We start from the raw sequence: 25213 nt of genomic DNA, 5'->3' as shown, positions 1-25213 counted from the left end.
CTGGGCTGCCGTCCGCCTGCGTCGCTGGGCGCAGGCGAGGGCCCGGCGTACTCCCGGTGGCGTACGAGCGACGGCCCCGGCGGCCGATGACCGGCGGCGGATGCTGGCCTACGGTCGCGGTATGGGAGGCGACAAGCGGCACGGGCGGCGGGATCCGCACGCCCGCGGTCGCTCCCGGGACCGCGCCGAGTCGCAGACCTGGGACGGTTCGCGCTACGAGTCCGATCCGCGCCGCCGGTGGGAAGCGCGCTGGGAGGCCCGGGCCGAGGATCGCCGGGCCGCGCGCGGTTGGGACGGCCCGCGCCCCTGGCACCAGCCGGACCGGCGGAACTCGCACCGGCACCGCTTCGGGCCCGACGGCGCGGACGGGGAGTGGTGGGAACACCGTGGTCCGTCCCCAGCCGGTGCCGCGGTGGGCGGCATCGCCATCGTCACCGTGCTCGGCACCGTGCTGGCCGAGCAGACGCTGGACGGTTACCAACCGCTCGACACCCGCGGATGGGCACTCCTGCTCGCCGGCCCGCTGCTGCTCGGCGCCCGGCGGAAGGCGCCGGTTCCGGTGGCGTTGGCGGTCAGCCTGGTGATGTCGGTCTACTACCTCCTGGGCTACCCACCCGGACCAGCGTTCGTGGCGCAGCTCGTCGCGCTGCACACGGTTCTGCTCACCACCCGGCGCTGGATCGCCTGGACGATCGCGGCCGTCGGGTACACGGCCTTCACGGTGGCCGAGTACCTCGTCGGTGTGGGGCCCGGGGTGCCGATCGGTGGGCTGATCGCGGCTGCACTGTGGACCGCGCTGGTGCTGGTCGGCACCGAGGCCGGTCGAGCCGGCCGGGAACGCGCCGAGGAGTACCGCGCCCGCCGGGCGGAGGCCGAGCGCAGCCGCCAGGAGGGTGAGCGCCGACGCGTCTCGGACGAGCGGCTCCGGATCGCTCGGGAGGTGCACGACCTGCTCGGGCACCACCTCTCACTGATCAGCGTCCAGTCCGGCGTGGCACTGCACTTGATGGACGCTCGAACCGCCGACGGCACCGACGTGCCGGTCGAGATGAGCGCCGCCGAGCACGCCGAGCTGCGTACCGCGCTCGCGGCCATCAAACAGTCCAGCAAGGACGCGCTGGTCGAGCTGCGCGCCACGGTCAACACGCTGCGCGGCGTCGACGAGGACGCCCCGCGGCAACCCGCCCCGACGCTCGGCCGGATGGAGGACCTGCTGGCCGGGGCGACCGCGACCGGCCTGCAGGTGACCGCTGAGCAGATCGGTGACCCGCGTCCGTTGCCGCCGCGCGTCGACCTGGCCGCGTTCCGCATCGTCCAGGAGGCGCTGACCAACGTGCGGCGGCACGCCGGGCCGGTGCCGGCCGTTGTCACGCTGGAGTACGACGCCGACCTGCTCGTCGTCCAGATCGACGACGACGGCCCCGTGCGCGAAGACGACGACTCGTCCGACGTCCGCATCGAGTTCGAGCAGCCACCGGAAGGTGGCGGAAACGGGATACCAGGCATGCGGGAGCGAGCCCAGTCGGTCGGTGGGACGTTGGCGGCCGGTCCGCGGCCGGACGGGGGCTTCCGGGTCCGTGCGGAACTGCCGCTGGACGGTGCGGCGTGACCGAGGAGGATGGGCTCGTCCGGGTCCTGATCGCCGACGACCAGGCACTGGTGCGGGCGGGCTTCCGGGCGCTGCTCGACGCGCAGCCCGGCATCGCCGTGGTGGGCGAGGCGAAGGACGGTGCGGAGGCGGCCCGGCTGGCCGAGGCGCTCGCGCCGGACGTCGTCCTGATGGACATCCGGATGCCGGGCGTCGACGGGCTCGAGGCGACCAGGCGGATCACCGCCAGCGCCCGGCTCGCCGCCACCCGGGTCGTCATCCTCACCACCTTCGACCTGGACGAGTACGTCTTCGAGGCGATCCGGGTGGGGGCCAGCGGGTTCCTGGTGAAGGACACCGAGCCGGTGGAGCTGGTACAGGCGGTCCGGGTCGTGGCGCGGGGCGACGCGCTGCTCTCGCCGGGGGTCACGCGTCGGTTGATCGCGGAGTTCGCCGGACAGCTCCGACGGCCGGCACCCACCGTCGAGCTGGACGTGCTGACCGATCGGGAGCGGGAGGTCGTGGCGCTGGTGGCGGCCGGTCTGTCCAATGCGGAGATCGGCGCCCGGCTGGTGGTGTCGCCGGCGACCGCGAAGACCCACGTCAGCCGGGCGATGGCGAAGGTGGGAGCGCGGGATCGGGCGCAGCTGGTGGTGTTGGCCTACGAAACCGGACTGGTACGACCCCGGTCGGGGTGACGGCAGGGCTCCGTTGCTCGACCCCCGAATGGTGTGACCAGCGTTCGCGCAGCTAGAACCCGCTTCGTGCCACTGTGTGTCACTTGTCTGTCGCGGATTGCGAGCACCGTCGGCATTGAGTCACGATGCCCCGGTCCTTCCGGCTTCGGCCCTGCTCGCCACCGGAGGCGACGAATCGCAACGGGGGCGCCGTGGCGAAGGAGAGGGCTGTGGCCCACGTCCATCACTTCACGTATGGCTTGATCACGCTGGTACTCGCGTACGCGGTCTCAGTGCTGGGCTGCCTACTCGGTTTGATCTGCACGGCGCGGGCTCGGGAGACCGCGCGCATCGTCTGGCGGGTCCGTTGGCTGGCGCTCGGCGCCGTCTCGATCGGCGGCACCGGCATCTGGCTGATGCACTTCCTGGCGATGCTCGGGTTCACCGTCTCCAACACGTTCGTCTTCTACGACCCGGCGCTGACCGCGCTCTCCGCGTTGATGGCGGTGGGAATCGTCGCGGTCGGGATCTTCGTGGTCGGACTGGGTCGGCCGTCGATGCTCAAGGTGCTGGTCGGCGGCGTCGTCACCGGGTTGGGTGTGGCCGGCATGCACTTCACCGGCATGGCCGCGATGCAGGTGCTGGACGGGGTGGTGGAGTACGACCCGGTGCTGGTCGCGCTCTCGGTGGGGATCGCCGTGGTCGCCGCGACGGTGGCGCTCTGGTTCACGATCGTCATCAAGAGCCGGCCGGCGCTGGCGGCGGCGTCCCCGATCATGGCGATCGCGGTGTCCGGCATGCACTACACGGGCATGTTCGCCGCCTCGGTCCGCGAGGTCGCCGGCCGGGGTCGCGTCGAGGGTGTGGACGTCACGACGCTGCTCATCCCGAGCGCGGTCATCGTGGGCACGGTGCTGATCGCGCTGCTCTACGCAACGCTGTCCGCCCCGGCGGCCGAGGAGCGGGCGGCCGAGGCGCTGATGGCCCGGTTGCTCCAGGACTGCAACGAGCAGCAGCCGCCACCGGCCGCGCGTCCGACCCGCGCGACGATGCGGACCCACCTGCGGCACGTGGTGACTGATCGTGAGGATTCCGCGCCGGAGAGGAAGCCGGGCAGCGCGTTCGTACCGCGCTGAATCGAACCAGGCAATCCGGCTAAAAAGGGTCTTTGTGTGACTCCGGACGTGATTCGCCTCACGAAGCGCATTGTAATCGTTATCCGCGGATGGATGTGAGTTTCCTGTGCGAGTGTCCGTCTAAATCGACTATGTACATCGCCATGGAGTAACCGGGGAGACACCCTCCGAGTTCGTCCGTTTTGGGCCTTGAGAAACACCTTGACGTGCGCGAACGTCGGGTCTCAGAGCCCATCTGGGAGGGATCTCGATGGCGGAAGTCCATCACTTTGCTTACGGCTGGCTGACGCCCGCTCTTGCTTACGGTGTGTCAGTACTGGGCTCCTTGCTCGGACTCGTTTGTACAACGCGGGGACGCCAGGCGCGTACGGCTGCCAAACGGTTCGGATGGCTGACGCTGAGCGCCGTGTCGATCGGCGGCACCGGCATCTGGATGATGCACTTCCTGGCGATGCTGGGCTTCGCGGTCGTCGGTAGCGACGTTCGGTACTCGGTGGTGCCGACCGTGCTCAGCGCCGTCCTCGCGGTGGTGGTGGTCGGTATCGGCCTCCTCATCCTCGGAACCGGGCAGCTGCGGTGGTGGCGGGTGCTCGCCGGTGGGTTGTTCGCCGGCCTGGGTGTAGCCGGCATGCACTACACGGGTATGGCCGCCATGCGGCTCAATGGCACGGTCGGGTACGACGCGAAGCTCGTCGCGCTCTCGCTCGTGATCGCCGTCGTCGCGGCCAGCGCCGCGCTCTGGTTCACGGTCGTGGCGCGCAACCTCTGGCTGATCACCGGTGCGGCGCTGATCATGGGCGTCGCCGTCAACGGCATGCACTACGTCGGCATGGCCGCGTCACGGGTCACGCTCGACAACACGCACAGCGCGGCGGAGGGCGTCGACGTCACCACCGCGCTGCCGGTGATCGCCGGTGTCGCCGGGATCATCGTCGTGGTGCTGCTCTACTCGGCGCTCTCGGCGCCGACCGACGAGGAAGTTCGGGCGCAGGAGATCGGGCGGCAGCCGACGTCGTCCGGCGACTCCCTCTGGACGCCCCGCACCCCGGCGGCCGCGTCGACCGGTGGGGCCGACCGTCACTGGGCCGACGTCGCGCCGCCCGCCCAGCCGCAGTCGCAGTCGCGGTGGGCCGGTGCCGACGCCGGAACCGGCCAGCGTGCCGGCCAGGCCTCGCCGTGGGCGGGCAACGGATCGGGCACCGGATCGGTCGGGGGCGCGCCGGAGTGGCCCGTCGCTGATCAGACGGCCGGGCAGGGGGCCGCGCCGCCGGAACCGTCGCGCTGGGCCGCGCTCCGGGCGCAGCCGGACGACGAAACCAGTGGGAAGAACCCCTGGGCCGAGGTCGACCTGGCGGAGGCAGCACGCCGGAAGAACGCGTCCGACCCCTGGTAAGGCGGCCTCGCCGACACGAAGACCTGGTCAACGACTGTAGCGCGGTAGCCGTACCGTCGGAACTCGGTGGAGAACCTCCGCCGGGAGTGGGGCACTCGTGTCGCGCAGGGGGTTCGTCCTCGTCGGCGGGCGGGTAGCTCCACACCGAGGGTTACTCGGCCGGCCTGTGCGCTCCGTCCCGAACTGGGCGCCGGGGAAGCTGGAGGACCCTCATCGTCACCGGCCGGTGACATCGTCGGCCGACGACCGGGTGAGGGAGCGACCATGCCCCACGAGGACGAGTCCGGAACCGCTCGTACAGAGCCCCTGCCGGAGCTCCCGAAGGAATCTCCGAGCCGCCCCGTGCCGTCCGACGGGCCCGAGACCGACCGCGGGTTCGACCGCCGGGTCGACCGACGGTCCCGGATCTGGGGCCTGATCCTGCTGGCCGTGATCGTGCTGGTCGGCGTCGGCTCGTTCCGCGCCTGTTCCTGGTGGGACAGCGACGACCGGCCGCTCGCCGAGAGCACCGTCGACCGGAGTGGTCCGGTGGTCCTCAAGTCGATCCAGGACCTGGCCCGCTTCCAGGCCGCCACCGGCACCTTCCAGGTCGTCGTCGACCTGGAGAAGGACACCAAGTACGTGCCGGCGTCGATCCTCGGTCAGCGGACGCTGTTCGTCGGCGTCGGCACCGTGGACGCGTACGTCGACTTCTCCGGCGTCACCAGCAACGCGCTGACGATGTCCGAGGACCGCCGCTCGGTCTCGCTGCGGCTGCCCGCCCCCGCGCTGGAGAAGGTCAACCTCGACCAGGACAAGAGTTACGTCTTCGCGCAGGAGCGCGGCGTGATCGACCGGTTCAAGTCGCTCTTCGACGACGATCCGAACCGGCTCGGCGACGTCTACAAGGCCGCCGAAGCCAAGATCGCCGACGCGGCCAAGGAGACCGACCTGGACAAGCGAGCCCAGGCGAACACCAAGGCGATGCTCGAAGGGCTACTGAAGTCCCTCGGGTTCACCACCGTCACGGTGACGTTCACCGGGACCTGATCAAATGGAGCGGTGACCGCGACCGACGGAACCCCGCGTTGGCAGCCAGGCTCCGCACTCGCCGGCGTCCTGGTCGTACTGGCCTCGGGCGCAGTGCTGGTCCTGGAGATCCTGAGTTTGCGGCTGATCGCGCCGTACGTCGGGATCACGCTGGAGACGAACACGGCCGTGATCGGGGTCGCGCTCGCCGCGATCGCGACCGGCGCCTGGATGGGTGGGGCGGTGGCCGATCGGCTGCCGCCCTCCGCCTTGCTCGGGCCGCTGTTGCTCGGCGGCGGTGCGCTGGTCTTCGCGGTGACGCCGCTCGTCCGCTTCGTCGGCGCGCTGGTGCAGGGCGGTGACGCGTCCGGTGTCCTGCTGGTAGCCGCGGCGGCGGTGTTCGCGCCGGCGGCGCTGCTCTCCGCGGTGCCGCCGGTGGTGGTGAAGGCGCGGCTGGCGAGCTTGGACGAGACCGGCACGATCGTCGGGCGACTCTCCGGCCTGGGCACGGTCGGCTCGATCGTCGCGACCTTCGGCACCGGGTTCGTGCTGGTGGCGATGGTGCCGACGACGACGATCCTGACCGGTCTTGGCGTCGTCCTGGTCGGTACCGGCCTGCTCGTCGTCTGGCTCAGCCGTCGCAGCGAGGACCGCCGCTCCGGCGGGCGCAGCGATGCCCACCGCCCGGACGGGCCCGAGGCCGACGACGCCGACGACGCCGATGGCCGCGACTCAGCTCCGGCCGCCGCCGAGGTGCCCGGCGACGGCGAGGTCGTGCGCAAGCGGGGCCGACGCCGCATCGCTGGTCTGCTCGCGCTCGCGCTGCTGGGGTGCGCTGCCACGGCCGCGGCACCCGACCCGTGCGATCTGGAGACCGCCTACCACTGCGCCGGGGTCACGACCGACCCGGAGCGCTCCACCGGCCGGGTGCTGCAGCTCGACACGCTCCGGCACTCCTACGTCGACCTCGCCGACCCCACCCACCTGGAGTTCGAGTACCTCCGGGTGATCGCGGCGGCCACCGACGTTTTCCGCCCGGCGGGCACACCGATCCGAGCACTGCACCTCGGCGGCGGCGGGCTGACGCTGCCCCGGTACCTGGAGGCGGTCCGGCCGGGCAGCGACAGCCTGGTCTACGAGATCGACGCCGGCGTCCTCCAACTCGACCGGGAGGAGCTGGGCCTCCGCGAAGGCGACGGCATCCGGACCCGGGTCGAGGACGCTCGGGTCGGTCTCACCGACCAGCCCGATCGTCGGTACGACCTGGTGGTCGGCGACGCGTTCGGTGGCGTCGCGGTCCCGTGGCACCTCACGACCAGTCAGGTGGTGGCCGATGTCGAGCGCACGCTGACCCCGACCGGCATGTACGCGGTCAACCTGATCGACCACGGCCCGCTCGCGTTCGTCAAGGCCGAGGTCGCCACCATCGCCGACCGGTTCCCGCATGTGGTTTTGGTCGCAGAACCCGCGGCGTTCACCGGTCGCGGAGGCAACCTGGTCGTGCTCGCGTCCCGGGCTCCGTTGCCGCTGGACGCACTGCGATCCGCGCTGGCCAGCAGGGCACCGGCGGTCCAGATCGTGTCCGGGAACGACCTCACCGGCTTCGTCCGGGACGCCCAGGTGCTGACCGACGACTATGCGCCCGTTGACCAACTTGTCACGCCCTACCGTTCGTGACCGTCTAGTAGGGGTAAGCCGGGACTACTTCCTCTCCGCGAGCCGAAGGAGCGTCAGTGAATTCTGACCGTACGAACTCGAGGAAGCGGATCGTCGTCGTGGGTGCCGGGTTCGCCGGGCTCCACGCCGCCCGCACGGCTGTACGCCAGACCAAAGGCCAGGCCGAGGTCGTGGTGGTCAACCCGACCGACTACTTCCTCTACCTCCCGTTGTTGCCCGAGGTGTCGGCCGGCATCCTCGAACCCCGCCGGATCACGGTGCCGCTGGTCAACACCCTCAACGGCGCGCGTCTCGTGCTCGGCGACGTGGATGGCGTCGACACGGCCGAGCGTCGCGTCTACTTCGAGAACCCGGAGGGGGAGCGCGGCTCGATCCGGTACGACCGGCTGGTGCTGGCGCCGGGCAGCGTCAACAAGCTGCTCCCGGTGCCGGGCGTCGCCGACCACGCGCACGGCTTCCGCAGCATCGCCGAGGCCCTCTACTTGCGCGATCACTGTGTCCGGCAGTTGGAGCTGGCGAGCGTCACGACCGACCCGTACGAGCGGGAGGCCCGCTGCACGTTCGTCGTGGTCGGCGCCGGCTACACCGGGACCGAGGTGGCCGCGGCCTGCCAGCTGTTCACCGAGGCCGCCGCGCGTCGTCTCCCGAACCTCCGCGACCAGAAGATCCGCTGGCTGCTGCTGGACCTGGCGCCGGCGGTGCTGCCGGGGCTCGACCCGCGGCTCGGAACCGCCGCCGACCGCACCCTGCGCGGCCGGGGCGTCGAGGTGCGGATGAAGACCTCGGTCGCCGAGGCCACCCCGGACGGTGTGAAGTTGACGGACGGCGAGTTCGTGCCGACCCGCACGCTGGCCTGGTGCGTCGGCGTCCGGCCCGACCCGTTGATCGAGAGCCTGGCCTTGCCGACCCAGGGCGGTCGGCTGACCGTCGACGCGTTCCTGAGCGTGCCCGACCACTCGGACGTCTACGCGTGCGGTGACGGCGCGGCGGTGCCGGACCTGACCCGGCCGGGCGAGATCACGCCGATGACCGCGCAGCACGCCCAGCGGCAGGGCGTGCAGGCGGGTAAGAACGTCGCGGCGTCGCTCGGATTCGGCGTGGCCCGCCAGTACAAGCATCACGATCTGGGCTTCGTCGTCGATCTGAGCGGCGCCAAGGCGGCCGCGAACCCGCTGGGCATCCCGCTGTCGGGGTTCCCGGCCAAGGTGGTCACCCGCGGCTACCACCTGCTGGCGATGCCGGGGAACCACCCGCGGGTCGTCGCCGACTGGCTCCTCGACGCCACGTTCCGGCGGCAGGTCAGCCAGCTCGGTCTGGTGCGCGGTTCGGCGGTACCGCTGGACACCGCTACCGGCTCCGAGCACTGAGACGCCGATGCCCGGGACGTCGATGCCCCGGGACGCCGATGCCCGGCGGCCGCGTACGGCCGCCGGGCATCGGAAGGTAGAAACTTGCGGTCAGCGACGCCGACCGCGGAAACGCGCCGGGTACGCGGTGCCGACCCCGCACAGGTGCAGAGCGATGAACAGCAGACCCAGTGCCACGAGCGTGTTCCAGTTGAACAGGTCGCCGATGGGGAGCTGGTCGATCAGGTCCAGGAACAGCAAGATCCCGAACGTGACCGCGGCCAGGATGGCAAACATGCATGGCTCCTTGGGGGTTAGGAGTGAGGGTTGCTCGGCCGGCCCTTCTCACCGGTGGTGAGCTGGGCAAAGGTGGGAGGCTGAACAATCCTCATTACATGCGCCCCCAATTCCCCGTCCTGATCAGACCGAAACTCTGGTCCATCCGAAGGGGTGGCGCAGGGCGCGGCTACCAGTTCTCCAGCGACGCCTGGAAGATGCCGGCCAGGTCTTCGGCGGTCACCTCACGAGGTGCGACGTTCAGCAGCCGCTGCTGCTTGAGCGCGCCCTCGACCAGTGCGTCCACCTCGTTGGACGTGAACCCGACCGCGGCGACACCGGACGGGATCCCGATGTCGCGCATCAGCGCGACCAGTGCCTCGGGCAGTCGGTCGGCCGGCGCCGCGTCGGCGGTGGCCCCACCGGAGGACCGGCCGCCGGACAGCAGCGACGCGGCGCGGACGTGGCGGTCCGGATCGGTGGGGAACGTGAAGCGGAACGCGGCCGGTGCGGTCAGCGAGACCGACTGGCCGTGCGGCACCATCGGCTCGTCGACGTCGTAGCCGGCGGGTCGGTAATCGCGGACCATGCCCGCGATCGGGTACGCGCAGGCGTGCGGGATGTGGACGCCCGCGTTGCCGAAGCCCATACCGGCGAACGTCGCGGCCATCATCATGTCCGAGCGCGCCGCGAGGTCGGTGCCGACCAGCACCGCGCGCCGGAAGCTCCGGGCGATCAGCGCGAGCGCCTTCTCCGCCCAGGTGTCGGACACCGGGTTCGAGCCGTTGTACGCGACCCGGGCGTCCGCGGCGTGCCGCAGGAAGCTGGTGTAGGGCCGCGCGGTGTAGGACTCCAGCGCGTGGCAGACGATGTCCATTCCGGACGCCGCGGTCACCGCGGCGGGCAGCGAGAGCGTCACCAGCGGGTCGACGACGGCCAGCACCGGACGCAGCGACGGGTGGCTGATCCCGCTCTTCACCTTCAGACCGAGGATGTCCAGAACGCAGACCGGAGTGCTCTCCGACCCGGTTCCGGCGGTGGTGGGGACCGCGATCAGCGGCTTCGTCGGCTTCCGCGGAGCCAGGCCCCCGCCGACCGGCTTGTTGATGTAGTCCATCAGGTCGCCGCCGGACGTGCTCAGCAGGTTGACGGCCTTGGCGGTGTCGATCACGGAACCGCCGCCGACCGCGAGGAACCCGTCGAATGCCTCGGCCCCGGCGAGCTCGGTCGCGGCGGCGGCCGCAGCACGCAGGCTGTCGTCGGTCGGCTCGCAGTGCACCTGGTCGTAGAGTTCGTGGTCGACGCCGGCCGCCTTCAGTGCCTCACCGATCCGGGCGGCCAGCCCGGTGGCGGCGATCCGGGGGTCGGTGAGGACCAGCACCCTGCGGACGCCGAGGCGCGAAACGTCGTAGCCGATCTCGTCGACCGCGCCCGGACCGTACTTCAACGGCGGTGCGCCCCAGGTGAACACGGATTCAGTCAGTGAACTCTTTTCGACCGGCGGTGGCTGAGGCGGCTCCACCTCGGAGAAGGTCGGAGGTCGAAAAGGGTTCATAGGGTCCGTCATCGGGAACTCCCCTCACGGGTGGCTTCGAGCAGATCGGCGGCGGCGAACGTCGGGGCACTTTTCTCGGCGAGCGGTGCCAACACGTTGCGCAGCACCGGAGGGATCTCCAGTGTCCGCCTGCTCTCGCTGTCGACATAGACGTGGACGAACCGTCCGAGCGCCACTGCCTCGTCGTCGCCCTCCCGGAACACCGCCAAGCGGTAGACGACGCTGGACCTTCCGAGCTTCGCGACGCCGAGGCCCACTTCGAGGCGGTCGGGGAAGCCGACCGGCCGGAAGTAGCGGCAGGACGTCTCCACGACCAGCCCGATCGCCGGGAGCTCGCGGATGTCGCGGCCGGCGGCGTCGAGCAGCCAGCCGTTCACCGCGGTGTCGAAGTAGGCGTAGTACACGACGTTGTTCACGTGGCCGTAGTGGTCGTTGTCGTGCCAGCGGGTCGGCACGTCTCTGAGCACGGGAAACGTGGCTCGCGTCGGAAGGTTCGGCATGGCGTCATCGTGCCTCGGTGAAACCGCGCGGTACCGGAGATATCGGGGAATGTGGCGCGTCTTGCCAGTTCAGGTGAGTGAGTTGGGCGAGATTCTTGTGCATTCCGTTACAACTTTTGCCGCCGTGGTGGCATGGTTCACTCGCCTCTACCTACTATGCCGATAGGAATTGTTTTCTTGACCCGTCTCTGAAAGACTGACGTCATGAGCGACGCCTGGAACTTGACCGGTCGCCTCTACGTCGACCTCGGACGCGCATCCAGCGCGCGCTGTCGGCGCTCCTGACGAGGCAACACAGCCTGAGTACGGCAACCGGCCGGTCCACGGCGTAGTCGGACCGTTGCTTCCTACGCCGTCTGCATCCGCCGACCCCTCTTCGCCCGACGCCGTCGACCACGCCCCGAGCTGTGGTCGCGTCCCCCTGCCAGGAGCAGCCGATGACCGTACAGCCCGTCGCCCAGAACGCCCGACCGCGCGTCGCGCCGCAGCGTCCCCGCACCACCACCCCCGCCGGCCGGGTCGCAGCGCCCCGAAGTACCGCATCCCCCTCGTCGGCGACGATCCTGGTCGAGGTAGCCGTCTCCGGTCACAAGGCGCTGGAGACCGCGACGCGCTTGGCCGGTGAGATCCGCGACCTGGTCGACTCGACCGGCGCCGAATCGCCGAGCACCGAGGTCTCCGCCGCTGTGGGGCTACAGATCGGCGCCGGGAACAGCGCTCCCCGGACCGGTCGGCCCGCGCTGAGTTCGGTCACCACGCTTCCGTCACAACCGGGCCGTGCCACCTGGACGTCCGGCGCGCGGCCGACGCCGGTGCCCGCTCCGACGTCGGTCGGCGGGTCGGTCTCGTCGCCGGTGCCCCTGCCGGCGTTCGTCGCGCCTGCCCCGTGGTCCGCCGAGCCGAAGACGGTCGAGCAGCGAGCAGCCGAGGCTCCGGTGGCGGCGCGCGTCGCCCCCGGTCCGGCCGCGCCGACGGGACAGCCCGCAGCAGCAGGGGCACCGCTGCAGATCTACCCCGCCCGCCGGGTGGCCCTGCTCGACGGGGAGCAACTGCTGCTCACCCGCCGGGAGTTCGATCTGCTGCTCTTCCTGGCCGAGCACGCCGGGCGGGTTTTCGACCGGCCCCAGTTGCTCCGGCTGGTCTGGGGGCACCAGGTCATCTGCGGCGAGCGCACGGTCGACGTCCACGTGCGGCGGCTGCGGGCCAAGGTCGAGGGCACCGGTCCGGTGATCTCCACGGTTCGCGGGGTCGGATACCGGCTCGACGCGGCGGAGCGGATCGCCGTCGTGCACGAGGGTGCCTGACGGCCACCCGGGCAGCCGTCAGGGTTGGCGGTTACAGGCCACCCGCCAACCCTGACGGCCCGTTAGCCAGGCCAAGGGCGTGCTTCGAAGGCCAGCAACCCGCCGTGGCCGAGGCCAGACGACGACCGGCCGCGTTGTCGGCCCGTCCGGATACAAAAACGGTATCCGGACGAACCTCCGCCTTGCCGGACCGCCGCCTGGACCACGCCCACGGCGGCCTGAACCTTTGAAACATGCCCTAGCGGTAGTCGTCCTCGTCGATCGGAACGGCGCGGGACTGTTCGATCGCGTCCGCGTCCGGCACCTCGGCATTGCCGAGCGGCGGAAGCGTCGTGTCGTCGTCCTCGTCCACCAGCGTGCGCGACTGCTCGGCGACGTCGGTCAGATCGGCCTCGATATCGGGCGAGTACGGAAAGCTGCGCGGCGTCATGGCATCTCCTCTGCGGCCTGCTCGGTAATCGAAGAAAGGGCTCGCGGTCGGGTCAGGCAATTTCGCGCTAATTAAGGAGCCTACGACCGGATTGGGGCTCCCGGTAGTGGTGGGTCAGCGACTCGCGGACGCCGTCGGTCGGGAGCGACGCCGGCTGCCCTTGCTGACCTGAATCGGCGTGAACGCGATCGTCGGCATCTCGCTCGGCGCCGGCATCTGCTGCGATGCCGGGTCGAGGCGCGGCGTCGACCGCATGTGCACGGCCAGGCCCGCGACGCCGGTGAGGGCGACGGTCAGCGTGGCGAGCAGCGCGAATCCGGCCAGCGCGGAGAGGTCGGAAAACACTCCGCCGCCGGCGATGAGGTGCTGGTACGCCCAGTACCCCTCGAGTGCGGTGGCCGCGGTACCTGCGGCGGCCACCACCGACCAGTGCAGCGGCTCGCGTTCGGACTGCTCCAGGTCCAGCGTCCGGATCGTGTCGAGCGTCAACGTGATGTCGTCGGCCGACGCCGAGCGCGGGGTGCGCCGGCGGTTCAGCAGGAACAGTGCGGTCGGACGCTGCTCGTTCCGGGTGGCGAAGGCGCGCTGGGTGAGCCGGTGCACCGCGTACCCGAGCGAGGCGCCGACCAGCGCGAGGAGCACCGGGTGAACGCCGCTCATGACCGCGAGGCCGGCTGCGGCGGCCGTCCAGAGCACGCCGCCGGTGATCGAGAGGGCGGTCATCGCGCGTTGCCCCCTACCTTGGCGGCGCTTCCGGTCGCGCGCGGTCACGGTTGTCGCGACGGCGACCGCCAGGACGACCATGGTGACGAAGAGAACCATCCAGGCTCCTCCTTCCTAGCTGAGGGGTGAACGTCTCGATGGGCTGACACTGTCGTGCCCAGCTCAGGACGGACTGAACCCGAATCGGGACCGATTCGGGTTGGAAGAGTCCTGTCCATCCTAGGTGGTCCTTCACACGTCCGTGTCAGACCCTTCATCGACGCACAGATTAAACAGCGTCCGCAACCGCATGGAAGCGGTGCGCGGGTCCCTCGAGCCCGCGCGGCAGTGGGCCGATCCATGCCGTGCGTGGTCGCCGTATCCTCGTGGCACTGAACCCGCTTCAGCCTCCGGCGTTCTCCGAGGTGAAGCGATCGGGCTGGTAACACCCAAGGGGAGGGGCGGGATGGCCAAGCGCGAGCGTCTGCTCGCTCTTCCCGCCTACGCCAGGGCCGCTTGGCAGCGCGTGGCGGCGGGGCGACCGAGTGGCCGACACCGGAGCGGGCACCTGTCCGCGCCCGACCCGGACATGGACGCGCCGCTGGCGGAGCCGGACTCCGACCACGGGCGCCCCGACCCGCGGCGAGCGGCGTCCGTCGACGACTTGGGCGACCCGACGTTCGGCCGGGACGACGCCGAACGCCACCGAGCGCCGGGGGATCGGCGTCGCAGCGACCAGATGCCGCGGTGGCTCCCTCGGGCCTTCGTGCTCGCGGCGCTCACCGTGTCGGTGTTCTTCCTGACCTGGTGGCTGCTCGGTCGGCTGCGCGACCTGATCGGATTGCTGCTGCTGGCGCAGTTCCTGGCCTTCGCGCTGGAACCGGCCGTGAACTGGCTGGCGCGTCGCGGGTGGCGTCGGGGCGCGGCCACCGGCGTGACGATGCTCGTGGTGCTCCTCTCGCTGATCGGGTTCATGGTGGCGGTCGGCTCGCTGCTGATCTCCCAGGTGACGACGCTCTCCGCGCGGTTCCCGCAGTACCTCGACCTGACGATCGAGTGGATCAACAGCACGTTCGATACGAACATCTCGATCCAGCAGATCCAGAACCAGGTCACGGCTGACGACGGTCCGGTACGGCGTTGGCTGGAGGGCGTCGCGACGAACGCGGTCGATCTGAGCACCAGCGTGTTCGGCGTCATCTTCCAGACGTTGACCGTGATCCTGTTCGGCTACTACCTCTGCGCGGACGCACCCCGGGTGCGTCGGTCGCTGTGCTCGGTGCTGCCGCCGGCCCGCCAGCGGGACGTCATGCGGGCCTGGGAGATCGCGGTCGACAAGACCGGCGGGTACCTGTACTCCCGGCTCCTGCTCGCGCTGGTGTCCTCGCTTGCGCACTACATCGTGCTGACGATGCTCGGCGTCCCGTACGCGGTGGCGCTGGCGCTCTGGGTCGGGCTGGTTTCCCAGCTGATCCCCACCGTCGGTACCTACCTGGCGGCGACGCTGCCGATGATCGTGGCGTTGGTATCCGACCCGGTGGATGCCTTGTTCCTGCTCGCGTTCGTGGTGATCTACCAGCAGGTGGAGAACTACCTGCTGCAGCCGAAGATCACTGCGCGGACGCTCGACCTGCATCCGGCCGTGGCCTTCGGTGCCGTGCTGGCGGGTGCCGCCGTGCTCGGGCCGATCGGGGCGATCCTGGCGATCCCGTTCACCGCCATCAGCCAGACGTTCGTCGGGTCGTACATCCGCCGGTACGAGGTCGAGGAGCACCCGATCCACGATCCGAAGGCGATGGCGAAGATTCCGATCGAGCCGTTGCCTCCCGTGCCCCCTCGGCACGGGGAGGACGCCCCGCACCACGCGGACGGGTCGCTGGCCGCTCCGGCGGCTCCGGAGACGTCGACGGCGCCGGAGCGCACCGAGGACGTGGCGGGCGTGCGGTCCGGTGAGTCACCCGTGGCGGAGGTGCCCGCGATCGAGGAGGTCGCGGTGGAGGTCAAGGTCACGCCGGTGTCGACGTCGGCACCACGTCCGGGGAACGGGGCCGCGCAATAGGTAACTAGTGGCCTAAAATCGCACTAAATGTGCCATTAGTTCCGTTTCGGAAGGACCCCGCCATGTCGCGGCCGGTGGCCCCTGACCAGCCCGCGCGGGACGAGCCCTACGTCTACCGCCGTAATCCGGACGGCCCCGAGGGGCCGCGCACCCGGCGACGGCGGATCCGCCGTGCGCGTCGTCGAGCCGCGGCGGTTGCGGGTGGAGTCGCCACCCTGATGGTCGGTGGGGTGCCGACAGCGTCCAGCCTGCTGGAAACCGCTCCCGAAGGCGACGGGCTCGGCGGCGGTATCGTCACGAGTGAACGGCGTCCGGCGCTCACCACGTCGACGCCGACGATGGTACCGGCACAGGGGGACGCGCTGTATCCGCAGGAACGATCCGTCGCAGTACCGTTCGGCAGTCTCCGGAGAGCCTCCTACCGCGGCGCGGTCATCCGCCCGTCCGGTCCGCAGGAGAGCCTGAACGACGCCGTCGTCGCCCACTACCGGCAGTGGCAGGCAGCGTTCGTGCGCCAGCGTCCGTGCGGGCAGAACTGGGCCGCGGTGGCTTCCCCGGACGCCGACCTGCCGTACGTCGGCGAGGGGCAGGGCTGGGGGCTCGTGATCACCGCCCTGATGGCCGGCGCCGACCCGAACGCCCAGCAACAGTTCGACGCGATCCTGCGGTACGTGCTGGCGCATCCGTCGTCGATCGACCACGACCTGCACGCCGCCGAGCAGAACGATCGCTGCGAGAGCGTCAACGGTGGTGACTCGGCCGCGGACGCCGATCTGGACATCGCCTACGGCCTGTTGCTCGCGCACGAGCAGTGGGGCGGCACCACCTACCTGGACCTGGCGCGCCGTCGGATCGAGGCGATCAAGCGGAGCGTCGTCGACCCTCGCTCGTACCTGGTCAGGGCCGGTGACTGGGCGCGGGACGGGGACGACGAGGTGAGCCGGATCTCCCGCTCCTCGGACTGGATGCTCGGCCACTTCCGGGCGTTCCGCGCGGTCACCGGCGACCCGTTCTGGGATCGCGTCCTCGAGGCCCACCTCGGCTTGATCACCCGTCTGCAGTCGGAGTACGCGCCGCGCACCGGGCTGCTGCCGGACTTCGTGACGCACATCGACCGGACGCCACGGCCGGCCGAGGGCGAGGTGCTGGAGAGCGAGAACGACGGCCAGTACTGGTGGAACGCGTGCCGGGTGCCCTGGCGGGTCGGGACCGACGCGGTGCTGTCGGGGGAACCGCGCTCGATGGCGGCGGCCGCTGCGCTGAACGCGTTCGCGCGGCACACCAGCGGGGACGAACCGACCAGGATCCGGGCCGGGTACGCGTTGAACGGTTCCGCGCTCACCGGCGACGTGGAGCCGGCGTTCGTCGTGCCGTTCGCAGTGCCGGCCATGCTCGACCGGAACGGGCAGCGCTGGATCGACGCCCAGTGGCACTACCTGACCACGACACCGGTCCGCCGGGACGCGTACTACCCGGCCACGATCAGCCTGCAGGTCATGCTGGTGCTGACCGGCAACTGGTGGACGCCGGGCGTCCGTTAGCTCTCCGGTCGTCGACGGATCACCGCGACCGGGCTGCGGGCGTGGTGCAGCACCGCAGCGGCGACCGATCCCAGCAGCATGCCCCGGAAGCCCCCGACGCCCCGAGACCCCACGACGACGAGGTCGGCGTCGCCCGACGCCTCGATCAGCGCCTCGGCCGGATGGGTCTGGACGACTCGCCCCTCGACGTGCGCGTCCGGTGCCAGCGCCTGAACGCGTGCCACCGCGGCGTCGATCGCCGCCCGGACGCGCGGCGAGATCGGATCCCGGGTCGCGTGCAGGACGACGAGATCGGCACCGCGCTGGTCGGCCTCGGCACCCGCTAGGCGGAGTGCGGTGGCGGCTTCGTCGGAGGCGTCAACCCCCACGACGAGTCGCCCGGTGCGCTTCTCCAGCGGCCGCGCCACCACGACCGGCCCGGGCGCGTACTGAGCGAGCTGCAGCGCGACCGAGCCCAGCAGCAACCCGGCGAACCCGGTCTCGCCGCGAGCGCCGACCACCAGGTACGCCGCGTCCTGGCCCTCGGCGAGCAGCGCACTGGCTGGACCGCCGGTCACCAGCGCCGTCTCGACGTCGACGGTGGGTGCCGCGGCGCAGGCCACCTCTTTGGCCGCGGCGAGCACACCGTCCTCCTGCCCCCGCGCGGACACCGCGTGCACCAGCCGCAGCCGGTATCCGCCGCGGACCGCCTCCGGCGCCGCCCAGGCGATCGCGTACCGACTCTCCGGAGATCCGTCGACTCCGACGACGATCGGCCGCGCTTCCGTCATGCCCCCATTGTCCGAGAGGGGCGTCAGCTACCGGGAGCGGGCTCGAACGTGTTGGCGAACGTTTCGAAGAATCTCAGCGCTTCGTTCCACTCGCTCTGCGGCGCCTCGAACCAGAAGCCGTACGCCTGGGTCGGGGACGTCACGAAACCTCGGTTGAGAACGTGGATCTGCCCCTGGCCGCGGTTGAGGTAGAACTGCCAGTCGGCCGCGGTCTTGTAGTTGCGGTACTGCACCGACTCGATGCTGATCCGCTGGTAGCCGGGAAGGCGTCCGCGTCGCTCGGCCTCCTGCTGCTGCCAGTCGGCCTTGGCGTCCGGCTTCGGCGCGTCCGACGCCTGGATCAGCAGAAAGAAGCCGTTGTTGCCGTCGACGCGGAAACCGTCGCCGCTGTTGCTGGTGCTCCAGCCGTTCGGGACGCCGATCGAGTACCCGCCGGGTCCGGTGACCCGGCGCCAGCCGGCCGGGAGCGCGGTGCTCTGCGTGCCGTTGCTGGGCGCGCCCGCGCTCGGCGTCCCGGCGGTGCTCGGGTTCGCCCCTGCGGACGGGGTGCTGTTCTGGGCGGTGGAGCCGGGCGACGGAGCCTGGGTGCCCGCAGCGGACGGTGCGGGCGACGACGCGGCAGGCGTCGGGTCGTCGGAGTCGTCCGAGCGGTTGTTCAGCGCGTACGCGAGACCGGCGACCACCAGCAGGACGACGACCACGGCCGTCACCACGCCGAGGAGCCGACCTCGGCCGGCCGCCGGAGCATCACTCTCCGGTACGTCGTCCGCCAGCGGGACCGACGCGCGGCGCGGCGTCTTCGTCGCCGGTTCGGACGCGAAGCCGGTCGCCGCCGGGGAGACCGCTTGAACCTCCTCGGCCGCGGCGGGCGACACCGGAGCAGGATTGACCGCCGCCTTTTCCGGAGGCGTGCGCTGCGTGGGTGGGGGTGCGGCCGGGGCGGGGCTGGTCGGCGCCGCGGGGCTGGCCGGGGCGACCGCCTCGGCGGCAGCCGCGTCCGAGGCGGCACCGGCGGCCGCCGGACTGGTCGGCGTCAGCGAATCGGGCGTGGGCAGGACGGCGGTGGCGGCCGAGGTCCGGCGCCGTGGACGATCCGGGATCGGCGGCAGCGCCGCGAGTGAGATCTGTCGGAGCGCGAGCCGCGCGTCCTCCACCGACGGGCGCTTCTCCGGCTCGCGCTGCAGGAGGGCGGTGAGCACCGGAGCGAGCGGACCGGCCTTCTCGAACGGGTCCGGGTCCTCCATCGCGGCGGCGGTGAGGATCGGCACGATGCCGTCCCGGTCGTAAGGCGGACGGCCCTCGACCGCGGTGTAGAGCGTCGCGCCGACCGCCCACAGGTCGCTGGCGGCCCCGGCGGGCAAGCCGCGGGCTCGCTCCGGCGCGATGTAGGACGGCGAGCCGAGGATCAGGCCGGACCGCGTCATCGCCGGGTCGCCCTGCACGCTGGCGATGCCGAAGTCGGCCAGCACCACGCGGCCGTTTTCGGCGACCAGCACGTTGCTGGGCTTCACGTCGCGGTGGAAGATGCCGGACGCGTGCGCCACCCCGAGCGCGTTGAGCAGTTGGACGCCGATCTCGGCGACCCGCTCCGGAGGCTGCGGGCCTTCGTCGCGGACGAGCTGGTTCAGCCCGCGCGCCTTGACCAGCTCCATGACGATCCACGGCCGGCCCTCGACCTCGACGACGTCGAAGACCGTGACGACGTTCGGGTGGCTCAGCCGAGCGGCGGCACGGGCTTCCCGCTTCGTGCGTTCCAGCAGGTCGTCGCGGGTCTCGTCGTCGACGCCGGGAGGCAGCAGAACTTCCTTGACGGCGACGTCACGATCGAGCAGCTCGTCATGGGCACGCCACACCGTCCCCATACCGCCGCGTCCAAGCTGGTCGACCAGGCGGTACCGGCCCGCCAAGACCGTCTGCTGCGTGTCGGCCATCGCTCTGAGGTACCCCCGAGTCCGTCACCGAAACGATACCGATTCTCCACTGTGTCCGTTGAACGGGGGATAGGTCGGCGTCGGGGACGGCCTCTGGCCAGGCCGGTCGCCTCGGTAAGCATGCTTTAGCAGGTCAAGCGGGCAGTGACGAGGCACACAGCAGGAGACCGAGTTTGCCGGATTTGGACCAACGCCGAGTTTCTTCCGGCTGAATGTCTGGCTGGCAAGGTCGCAAAACGGAAACAGATCTGGAATACGCCTGTTCTCAGCGGTACGAATTGCCTGGTCCCGCAATGTCGGTGAACAACCTCCACCGGTGCGGGTCGCCTCGGACGGTTCATGGGAACCGTCTGTGTGAAGGAGGACCAGTGCTTAACCCTCTCGCCCGCCGATTCGGTCGGGTCGCGGCGCTGACGACCGCGGCGGCGCTCGCCTTGGCGATGACGGCCTGCTCGCCGCCGGAAGACGACAAGTCCAGCGACAGTGACACCGCGAAGGCGGCCGAGGCCACCAGCGCGAAGGACTTCGGCACCCTCGAAGACCTCGTCGCCGCTGCGAAGAAGGAGGGCGAGCTCAACGTCATCGCGCTCCCGCCGGACTGGGCCAACTACGGCAACATCATCAAGGCGTTCGAGGACAAGTACGACATCAAGGTGAACTCGGCGCAGCCGGACGCGTCCAGCGCCGACGAGATCACCGCCGCCAAGTCGCTCAAGGGTCAGGACCGGGCGCCGGACGTCTTCGACCTCGGGCCGGCGGTGGCGACCGCGAACACCGACCTGTTCGCCCCGTACCAGGTGCAGACGTTCGCCGACATCCCCGCCGAGCTCAAGGACCCGAAGGGCCTCTGGGTGAACGACTACGGCGGTTACATGTCGATCGGTTACGACTCCAGCAAGGTTCCGGCTCCGACCAGCATCAACGACCTGCTCAAGCCCGCGTACAAGGGCAAGGTCGCGCTCAACGGCGACCCGACGCAGGCCGGTGCGGCGTTCAGCGGTGTCGTGATGGCCGCGCTCGGTAACGGCGGCTCCGCCGACGACATCGCGCCGGGCGTCGAGTTCTTCAAGAAGCTGAAGGCCGCCGGCAACTTCCTGCCGGTCGACCCGACGCCCGCCACGATCGAGTCGGGCCAGACCCCGGTCGTCATCGACTGGGACTACCTGAACGTCGGCCAGGGCGAGAAGCTCAAGGGCAAGGTCGAGTGGAAGACCGTCGTCCCGGCGAACGCCGTGGTCGGCAGCTACTACGTCCAGGCGATCAACAAGGACGCGCCGAACCCGGCCGCCGCGCGGCTCTGGCAGGAGTTCCTCTACTCCGACGAGGGCCAGAACCTCTGGCTCGCCGGTGGGGCCCGTCCGGTGCGCGCCGACGCCATGGAGAAGGCCGGCACGATCGACAAGGACGCGTTCGCGAAGCTGCCCGCGGTGACCGGCACCCCGGTCTTCCAGACCGAGGCGCAGACCACGAAGGCCAAGGAGTACCTCGCCGCGAACTGGGCGAAGGCCGTTGCCTGAGTCAGGACGAGTCGAGGCGCTGACCGCGCCTTCAGTGTCCGCCCCACTCTCCGTATCGGAGGGTGGGGCGGGCGGGCGAAAGCGCCTGAATCGCCGATCACTGCTGAGCCTGCTCGGGGTGGTGCCGTTCGGCGCCTACGTCGTCGTCTTCCTGATCATCCCGACGCTGGTCGTCGTGATCGGGGCCTTCGGCGCCAACCCGGAGGACGGCGGCGGCGCGACGCTGGAGAACATCAAGGCGCTCGGCAATCGCCAGGTCGTCGACGCGTTCGTCTTCAGCGTCTCGCTCTCGGCGGGATCCGCGCTGATCGGCGCGGTTCTCGGTGCGCTGCTCGCCTACGCGGTGGCCACGGCGAAGCCGGACGGGATGCTCCGCCGGTTGGTCACCTCGGCCTGCGCCGTGCTCGCGCAGTTCGGCGGCGTCACGTTGGCGTTCGCGTTCTACGCGACGATCGGCCTCACCGGATTCGTCACGGTCTACCTCGCCGACCACTACGACGTGAACATCTTCTCCGGCGGCGTCTGGCTGTTCGAGCTGCCGGGTCTGACGCTGGTCTACACCTACTTCCAGATCCCACTGATGGTGATCGTGTTCCTGCCCGCTCTGGACGGCATCCGGCCGCAGTGGCGGGAGGCGGCGGAGAGCCTCGGCGGCTCGACCTGGCAGTACTGGCGCCTGGTCGGCGGCCCGTTACTGGCCCCGGCGTTCCTCGGCTCGACGCTGCTGCTGTTCGCGAACGCGTTCTCGGCGTACGCGACCGCGGCCGCCCTGGTCAGCCAGGGTGCCCCGATCGTGCCGCTGCAGATCCGCAACGCGCTCACCAGCGAGGTGCTGCTCGGTCAGGAGAACGTCGGTAAGGCGCTGGCCCTCGGCATGGTCGTGGTCGTCGCGGTCGTGATGTGGCTCTACGCGCTGCTCCAGCGCCGGACTTCTCGTTGGCTCGGATGAACGCCGCCCGCAGGCGCAAGCAACGCCTGTTCCGTTGGACCGTGCTCGTCGTCCTCGGGGTGTTCTTCCTGCTCCCGCTCTACGCGATGCTGGAGTTCACCACCCGGGCCCCCGACGGCCGTACCGCCGAGGTCTGGAAGACGCTGCTGGACTGGCGTCAGATCCAGGAGGATTACCCCGACCTCTCGGCCGGCGTCGTGTACTCGCTGGAGCAGGCGGCGCTCACCGCGCTGCTCATGCTCGTGCTGCTGGTCCCGACCATGGTGTGGGTGCGGCTGCGGCTACCGTGGCTACGGCGGCCGCTGGAGTTCCTCTGCCTGCTTCCGCTGACGATCCCGGCGATCGTGCTGGTCGTCGGGTTGGCGCCGGTGTACGCGTGGGTGACGTACTTCGTCGGCGGATCCTCGCTGACGCTCACGTTCGCGTACGTGGTCCTCGTCCTCCCGTTCGCCTACCGGGCCCTGGACGCCGGTCTCTCGGCGATCGACGTGAAGACGTTGTCGGAGGCGGCCCGGAGTCTCGGCGCCGGCTGGGGCACCGTGCTGTGGCGGGTCGTGCTGCCGAACATCCGGTCCGCGGTGTTGTCCGCCGCGTTCCTGTCGGTCGCGCTGGTGCTCGGTGAGTTCACCATCGCGTCCCTGCTCAACCGCGAGAACCTGCAGGTCGCGATCAACCTGCTGGGCAAGAGCAGCGCCACGATCTCGGTCGCGGTGTCGTTGGTCTCGCTCGTGCTCGCGTTCGTCCTGCTGTTCGCGCTCTCGTTCGTCGGTCGCCGACGTCGGTCCAAGGAGGCATCGTGACCGGAGCTGTCATTGCTGATCTGAGAAAGGACAGCGTCGAAGTCGCTCTGGTCGGGCTACGGCGGACGTTCGGCACCGTGCACGCGCTCGACGGTCTCGACCTCACGCTGGCGCCGGGAGAGCTGGTTGCGCTGCTCGGCCCGTCCGGCTGCGGCAAGACCACCGCGTTGCGGGTCCTGGCCGGCTTGGAGGACGCCGACGCCGGCTCCGTGACCGTCGGCGGCAAGGACGTGACCCGGGTGCCGGCCAGCCGGCGGAACATGGGCATGGTTTTCCAGGCGTACAGCCTGTTCCCGCACCTCACCGCTGCGGAGAACGTCGAGTTCGGACTGCGGCTGCGCAAGGTGGGGTCGGCGGAGCGTCGCAAGCGGGCCGCCGAAGTCCTGGAGCTGACCGGGTTGGCTGCCCAGTCCGGCCGGTATCCGCACGAGCTCTCCGGGGGTCAGCAGCAGCGGGTCGCGCTCGCCCGTGCGCTGGCCATCCGTCCGGCGGTGCTGCTGCTCGACGAGCCGCTCTCCGCGCTGGACGCGAAGGTCCGCGTGCAGCTGCGCGACGAGATCCGCCGGATCCAGCTGGAAGTGGGCACCACGACGCTGTTCGTGACCCACGACCAGGAGGAGGCCCTCGCCGTCGCCGACCGGGTCGGGGTGATGCGGGCGGGCAACCTGGAGCAGATCGGAGTTCCGGAGGACGTGTACGCGCGCCCGACCACTGCGTTCGTCGCGGAGTTCGTCGGCTTGAGCAACCGACTGCCCGGCGAGGTCAGGGACGGCGGGAGCGTCGAGGTTCTCGGCCAGGTCCTGCCCCTCGCCGATCCGGACGTCGGCCCACGCGGCACCGCGGTCACCGCGTACCTGCGCCCGGAGGCGGTGCAGGTGGCGGCCGATCCGCAGGGCTCCGCGCGGGTCGTGGCCACCGCCTTCCTCGGCTCCAGCAGCCGGGTGACGGTACGGATGCCCGGCGACGAGTCGATCCTCGCGCAGGTGCCGAGCTCGGCGGTCTCGGAGCTGGCGCCGGGCACCGCGGTCCGGGTCACGTTCGCCCGTACCCCGGTCGCGGCGACCGCCGCCCAGCTGTCCCCACCCGCGCACGCTTAGTGGATCGAGCTGTGGCCAGCCGCCGCCGGCCACAGCTCACTCCAGCCGGGGTGAGCTGAGCACGCCGTCCTCCACGGCCCGGTCGCGGAGCTCGAGCTTCGTCCGGGCGGCGCGGCCGGCCTGCTCGTACTTGTCCCGCACCCGGTCGAGGTAGCTCTTCGCGGTTCCCTGCTTGACGTTGAGCCGACGGGCCACGCTCGACATCGTCAGGCCGGAGGCGTAGAGGCGCAGCGCCTCTCGCTCCTGGCCGGACAGCTCCGGCACCCCGTAGGACCGCGCCCGCTGGATCAGCGCCGCGTGGCTCTGCGACACGTGCCGCTCACCGTGTGCGGCGGCGGCCAGTGCCTGCCGCATCTCCCCGGCCTCGCGGGACTTGCGGACGTAGCTCAGTGCTCCGGCCCGGCCCGCCTCGTGGACCAGACCGGCGTCGTCGATCGTGCTGCAGGTGACGACGGCGTAGCCGCCGTCGATCAGCGCACGCACGTTGTCGGTGACCCGGCGGCCGTCCCGGAGCCGGAGGTCGAGGAGTGCCACCGGCGCGAGGCGGGGCTCTTCGGAGTGCGGGCGTTCACGCATCGGGGGGACGTCGGCCCGCAGCTGGTCGACCGGTCGGGTGACGCCGTTGTTGCGGCGCCCCGGGGTTCCACCCGCGGGTATCGCTCCGGCCACCGAGGCCGTGCCGACGATCGGCGCCGGACGGCCGGTCGGACCCTGCACGCCGAGGGCGGCCGAGTTCCCGAGCGGGGCGTGACCCCCGAGCGGTGCGTGGCCCCCGAGTGATGCGGAGCCGGCGATCGGCGAGTGACCGGGCGAGGTGCCGTTCGTGGACGGCCTGAGCAGCTCGGTCACCGACTTCGCGGTTCTGACCACGCGAATCTCGAGGCCGTCCGTCGGTCCATCGGGTCGCGGGTTTCCGTGGCACAACCAGGCATGAATTCCATGCAGCAGAATTTCGTC

General features: G+C 70.7%; 22 protein-coding genes. 14 read left to right on the top strand and 8 right to left on the bottom strand.

Features of this window, described 5'->3' with window-relative positions; all coding sequences use genetic code 11:
• The first annotated feature begins 121 nt into the window (after positions 1-121).
• From ABEB28_RS12070 to ABEB28_RS12040, 7 genes are all read left to right on the top strand, one after another.
• On the top strand, positions 122-1609 hold the full coding sequence (locus ABEB28_RS12070; protein ID WP_345728131.1) for a sensor histidine kinase: 1488 nt from the start codon (positions 122-124) through the stop codon (positions 1607-1609).
• Positions 1606-2286: a response regulator gene (locus tag ABEB28_RS12065; protein ID WP_345728130.1), complete on the top strand. Its 681-nt coding sequence runs from the start codon at positions 1606-1608 to the stop codon at positions 2284-2286. Before ABEB28_RS12070 ends, ABEB28_RS12065 begins: the two co-directional genes overlap by 4 nt.
• 209 nt (positions 2287-2495) lie before the next feature.
• Positions 2496-3401: an MHYT domain-containing protein gene (locus tag ABEB28_RS12060; protein ID WP_345728129.1), complete on the top strand. Its 906-nt coding sequence runs from the start codon at positions 2496-2498 to the stop codon at positions 3399-3401.
• Between the two features lie 406 nt (positions 3402-3807).
• A complete protein-coding gene (locus ABEB28_RS12055; protein ID WP_345728128.1) occupies positions 3808-4794 on the top strand; it encodes an MHYT domain-containing protein in 987 nt (328 codons plus the stop codon).
• A 264-nt stretch (positions 4795-5058) separates the two neighbouring features.
• Positions 5059-5823, top strand: a complete 765-nt coding sequence (locus tag ABEB28_RS12050) for a DUF4230 domain-containing protein (protein WP_345728127.1) — start codon at positions 5059-5061, stop codon at positions 5821-5823.
• Between the two features lie 12 nt (positions 5824-5835).
• Positions 5836-7479 (top strand): fused MFS/spermidine synthase, encoded by a 1644-nt coding sequence (locus tag ABEB28_RS12045; RefSeq protein WP_345728126.1) that lies wholly within the window; start codon positions 5836-5838, stop codon positions 7477-7479.
• Between the two features lie 56 nt (positions 7480-7535).
• Positions 7536-8846, top strand: a complete 1311-nt coding sequence (locus ABEB28_RS12040; protein ID WP_345728125.1) for an NAD(P)/FAD-dependent oxidoreductase — start codon at positions 7536-7538, stop codon at positions 8844-8846.
• A 90-nt stretch (positions 8847-8936) separates the two neighbouring features.
• Here ABEB28_RS12040 and ABEB28_RS12035 read toward each other — a convergent pair whose 3' ends face one another.
• The 3 genes from ABEB28_RS12035 to ABEB28_RS12025 all read right to left on the bottom strand — a co-directional run bounded on the left by ABEB28_RS12035 (position 8937) and on the right by ABEB28_RS12025 (position 11156).
• Positions 8937-9122, bottom strand: a complete 186-nt coding sequence (locus tag ABEB28_RS12035) for a hypothetical protein (protein ID WP_345728124.1) — start codon at positions 9120-9122, stop codon at positions 8937-8939.
• A 169-nt stretch (positions 9123-9291) separates the two neighbouring features.
• Positions 9292-10572, bottom strand: coding sequence for a hydroxyacid-oxoacid transhydrogenase (locus ABEB28_RS12030; RefSeq protein WP_345728123.1), 1281 nt, complete (start codon positions 10570-10572; stop codon positions 9292-9294).
• 92 nt (positions 10573-10664) lie between these two features.
• Positions 10665-11156: an acyl-CoA thioesterase gene (locus ABEB28_RS12025; protein ID WP_345728122.1), complete on the bottom strand. Its 492-nt coding sequence runs from the start codon at positions 11154-11156 to the stop codon at positions 10665-10667.
• Positions 11157-11593: 437 nt separating this feature from the next.
• On the opposite strand from ABEB28_RS12025, the gene ABEB28_RS12020 reads away from it, so the two are divergent.
• Positions 11594-12460 (top strand): winged helix-turn-helix domain-containing protein, encoded by an 867-nt coding sequence (locus ABEB28_RS12020; RefSeq protein ID WP_345728121.1) that lies wholly within the window; start codon positions 11594-11596, stop codon positions 12458-12460.
• 238 nt (positions 12461-12698) lie between these two features.
• Here the strand turns inward: ABEB28_RS12020 and ABEB28_RS12015 are convergent, their stop codons facing one another.
• A complete protein-coding gene (locus ABEB28_RS12015; RefSeq protein ID WP_345728120.1) occupies positions 12699-12890 on the bottom strand; it encodes a hypothetical protein in 192 nt (63 codons plus the stop codon).
• A gap of 114 nt (positions 12891-13004) precedes the next feature.
• Positions 13005-13712: a hypothetical protein gene (locus ABEB28_RS12010; RefSeq protein WP_345728119.1), complete on the bottom strand. Its 708-nt coding sequence runs from the start codon at positions 13710-13712 to the stop codon at positions 13005-13007.
• Between the two features lie 346 nt (positions 13713-14058).
• Between ABEB28_RS12010 and ABEB28_RS12005 the strand changes: the two genes are divergently transcribed.
• Both ABEB28_RS12005 and ABEB28_RS12000 read left to right on the top strand, forming a co-directional pair.
• Positions 14059-15651: an AI-2E family transporter gene (locus ABEB28_RS12005; RefSeq protein ID WP_345728118.1), complete on the top strand. Its 1593-nt coding sequence runs from the start codon at positions 14059-14061 to the stop codon at positions 15649-15651.
• Positions 15652-15713: 62 nt separating this feature from the next.
• Entirely contained in the window at positions 15714-17192 is a 1479-nt protein-coding gene (locus tag ABEB28_RS12000; RefSeq protein WP_345728117.1) for a family 8 glycosyl hydrolase, read from the top strand.
• On the opposite strand, the gene ABEB28_RS11995 is transcribed toward ABEB28_RS12000, so the two are convergent.
• Positions 17189-17962, bottom strand: a complete 774-nt coding sequence (locus tag ABEB28_RS11995; protein ID WP_345728116.1) for a universal stress protein — start codon at positions 17960-17962, stop codon at positions 17189-17191. The genes ABEB28_RS12000 and ABEB28_RS11995 overlap by 4 nt on opposite strands.
• Positions 17963-17985: 23 nt before the next feature.
• Complete coding sequence (locus ABEB28_RS11990) at positions 17986-19893, bottom strand: serine/threonine-protein kinase (protein WP_345728115.1); 1908 nt, start codon at positions 19891-19893, stop codon at positions 17986-17988.
• 440 nt (positions 19894-20333) lie between these two features.
• Here ABEB28_RS11990 and ABEB28_RS11985 point away from each other — a divergent pair, with 440 nt between their 5' ends.
• The 4 genes from ABEB28_RS11985 to ABEB28_RS11970 all read left to right on the top strand — a co-directional run bounded on the left by ABEB28_RS11985 (position 20334) and on the right by ABEB28_RS11970 (position 24256).
• Positions 20334-21410, top strand: a complete 1077-nt coding sequence (locus tag ABEB28_RS11985) for an ABC transporter substrate-binding protein (RefSeq protein WP_345728621.1) — start codon at positions 20334-20336, stop codon at positions 21408-21410.
• Between the two features lie 118 nt (positions 21411-21528).
• A complete protein-coding gene (locus ABEB28_RS11980) occupies positions 21529-22359 on the top strand; it encodes an ABC transporter permease (RefSeq protein WP_345728114.1) in 831 nt (276 codons plus the stop codon).
• Positions 22356-23159, top strand: a complete 804-nt coding sequence (locus tag ABEB28_RS11975; protein ID WP_345728113.1) for an ABC transporter permease — start codon at positions 22356-22358, stop codon at positions 23157-23159. The genes ABEB28_RS11980 and ABEB28_RS11975 overlap by 4 nt, the downstream gene beginning before the upstream one ends.
• Positions 23156-24256: an ABC transporter ATP-binding protein gene (locus ABEB28_RS11970; protein WP_345728112.1), complete on the top strand. Its 1101-nt coding sequence runs from the start codon at positions 23156-23158 to the stop codon at positions 24254-24256. Before ABEB28_RS11975 ends, ABEB28_RS11970 begins: the two co-directional genes overlap by 4 nt.
• Positions 24257-24292: 36 nt before the next feature.
• On the opposite strand, the gene ABEB28_RS11965 is transcribed toward ABEB28_RS11970, so the two are convergent.
• Positions 24293-25105, bottom strand: coding sequence for a LuxR C-terminal-related transcriptional regulator (locus ABEB28_RS11965; protein ID WP_345728111.1), 813 nt, complete (start codon positions 25103-25105; stop codon positions 24293-24295).
• Between the last annotated feature and the right edge of the window lie 108 nt (positions 25106-25213).

The organism is Cryptosporangium minutisporangium (assembly GCF_039536245.1).
GTDB lineage: Bacteria > Actinomycetota > Actinomycetes > Mycobacteriales > Cryptosporangiaceae > Cryptosporangium > Cryptosporangium minutisporangium.
This window is presented reverse-complemented; position numbering and strand designations above follow the sequence as displayed.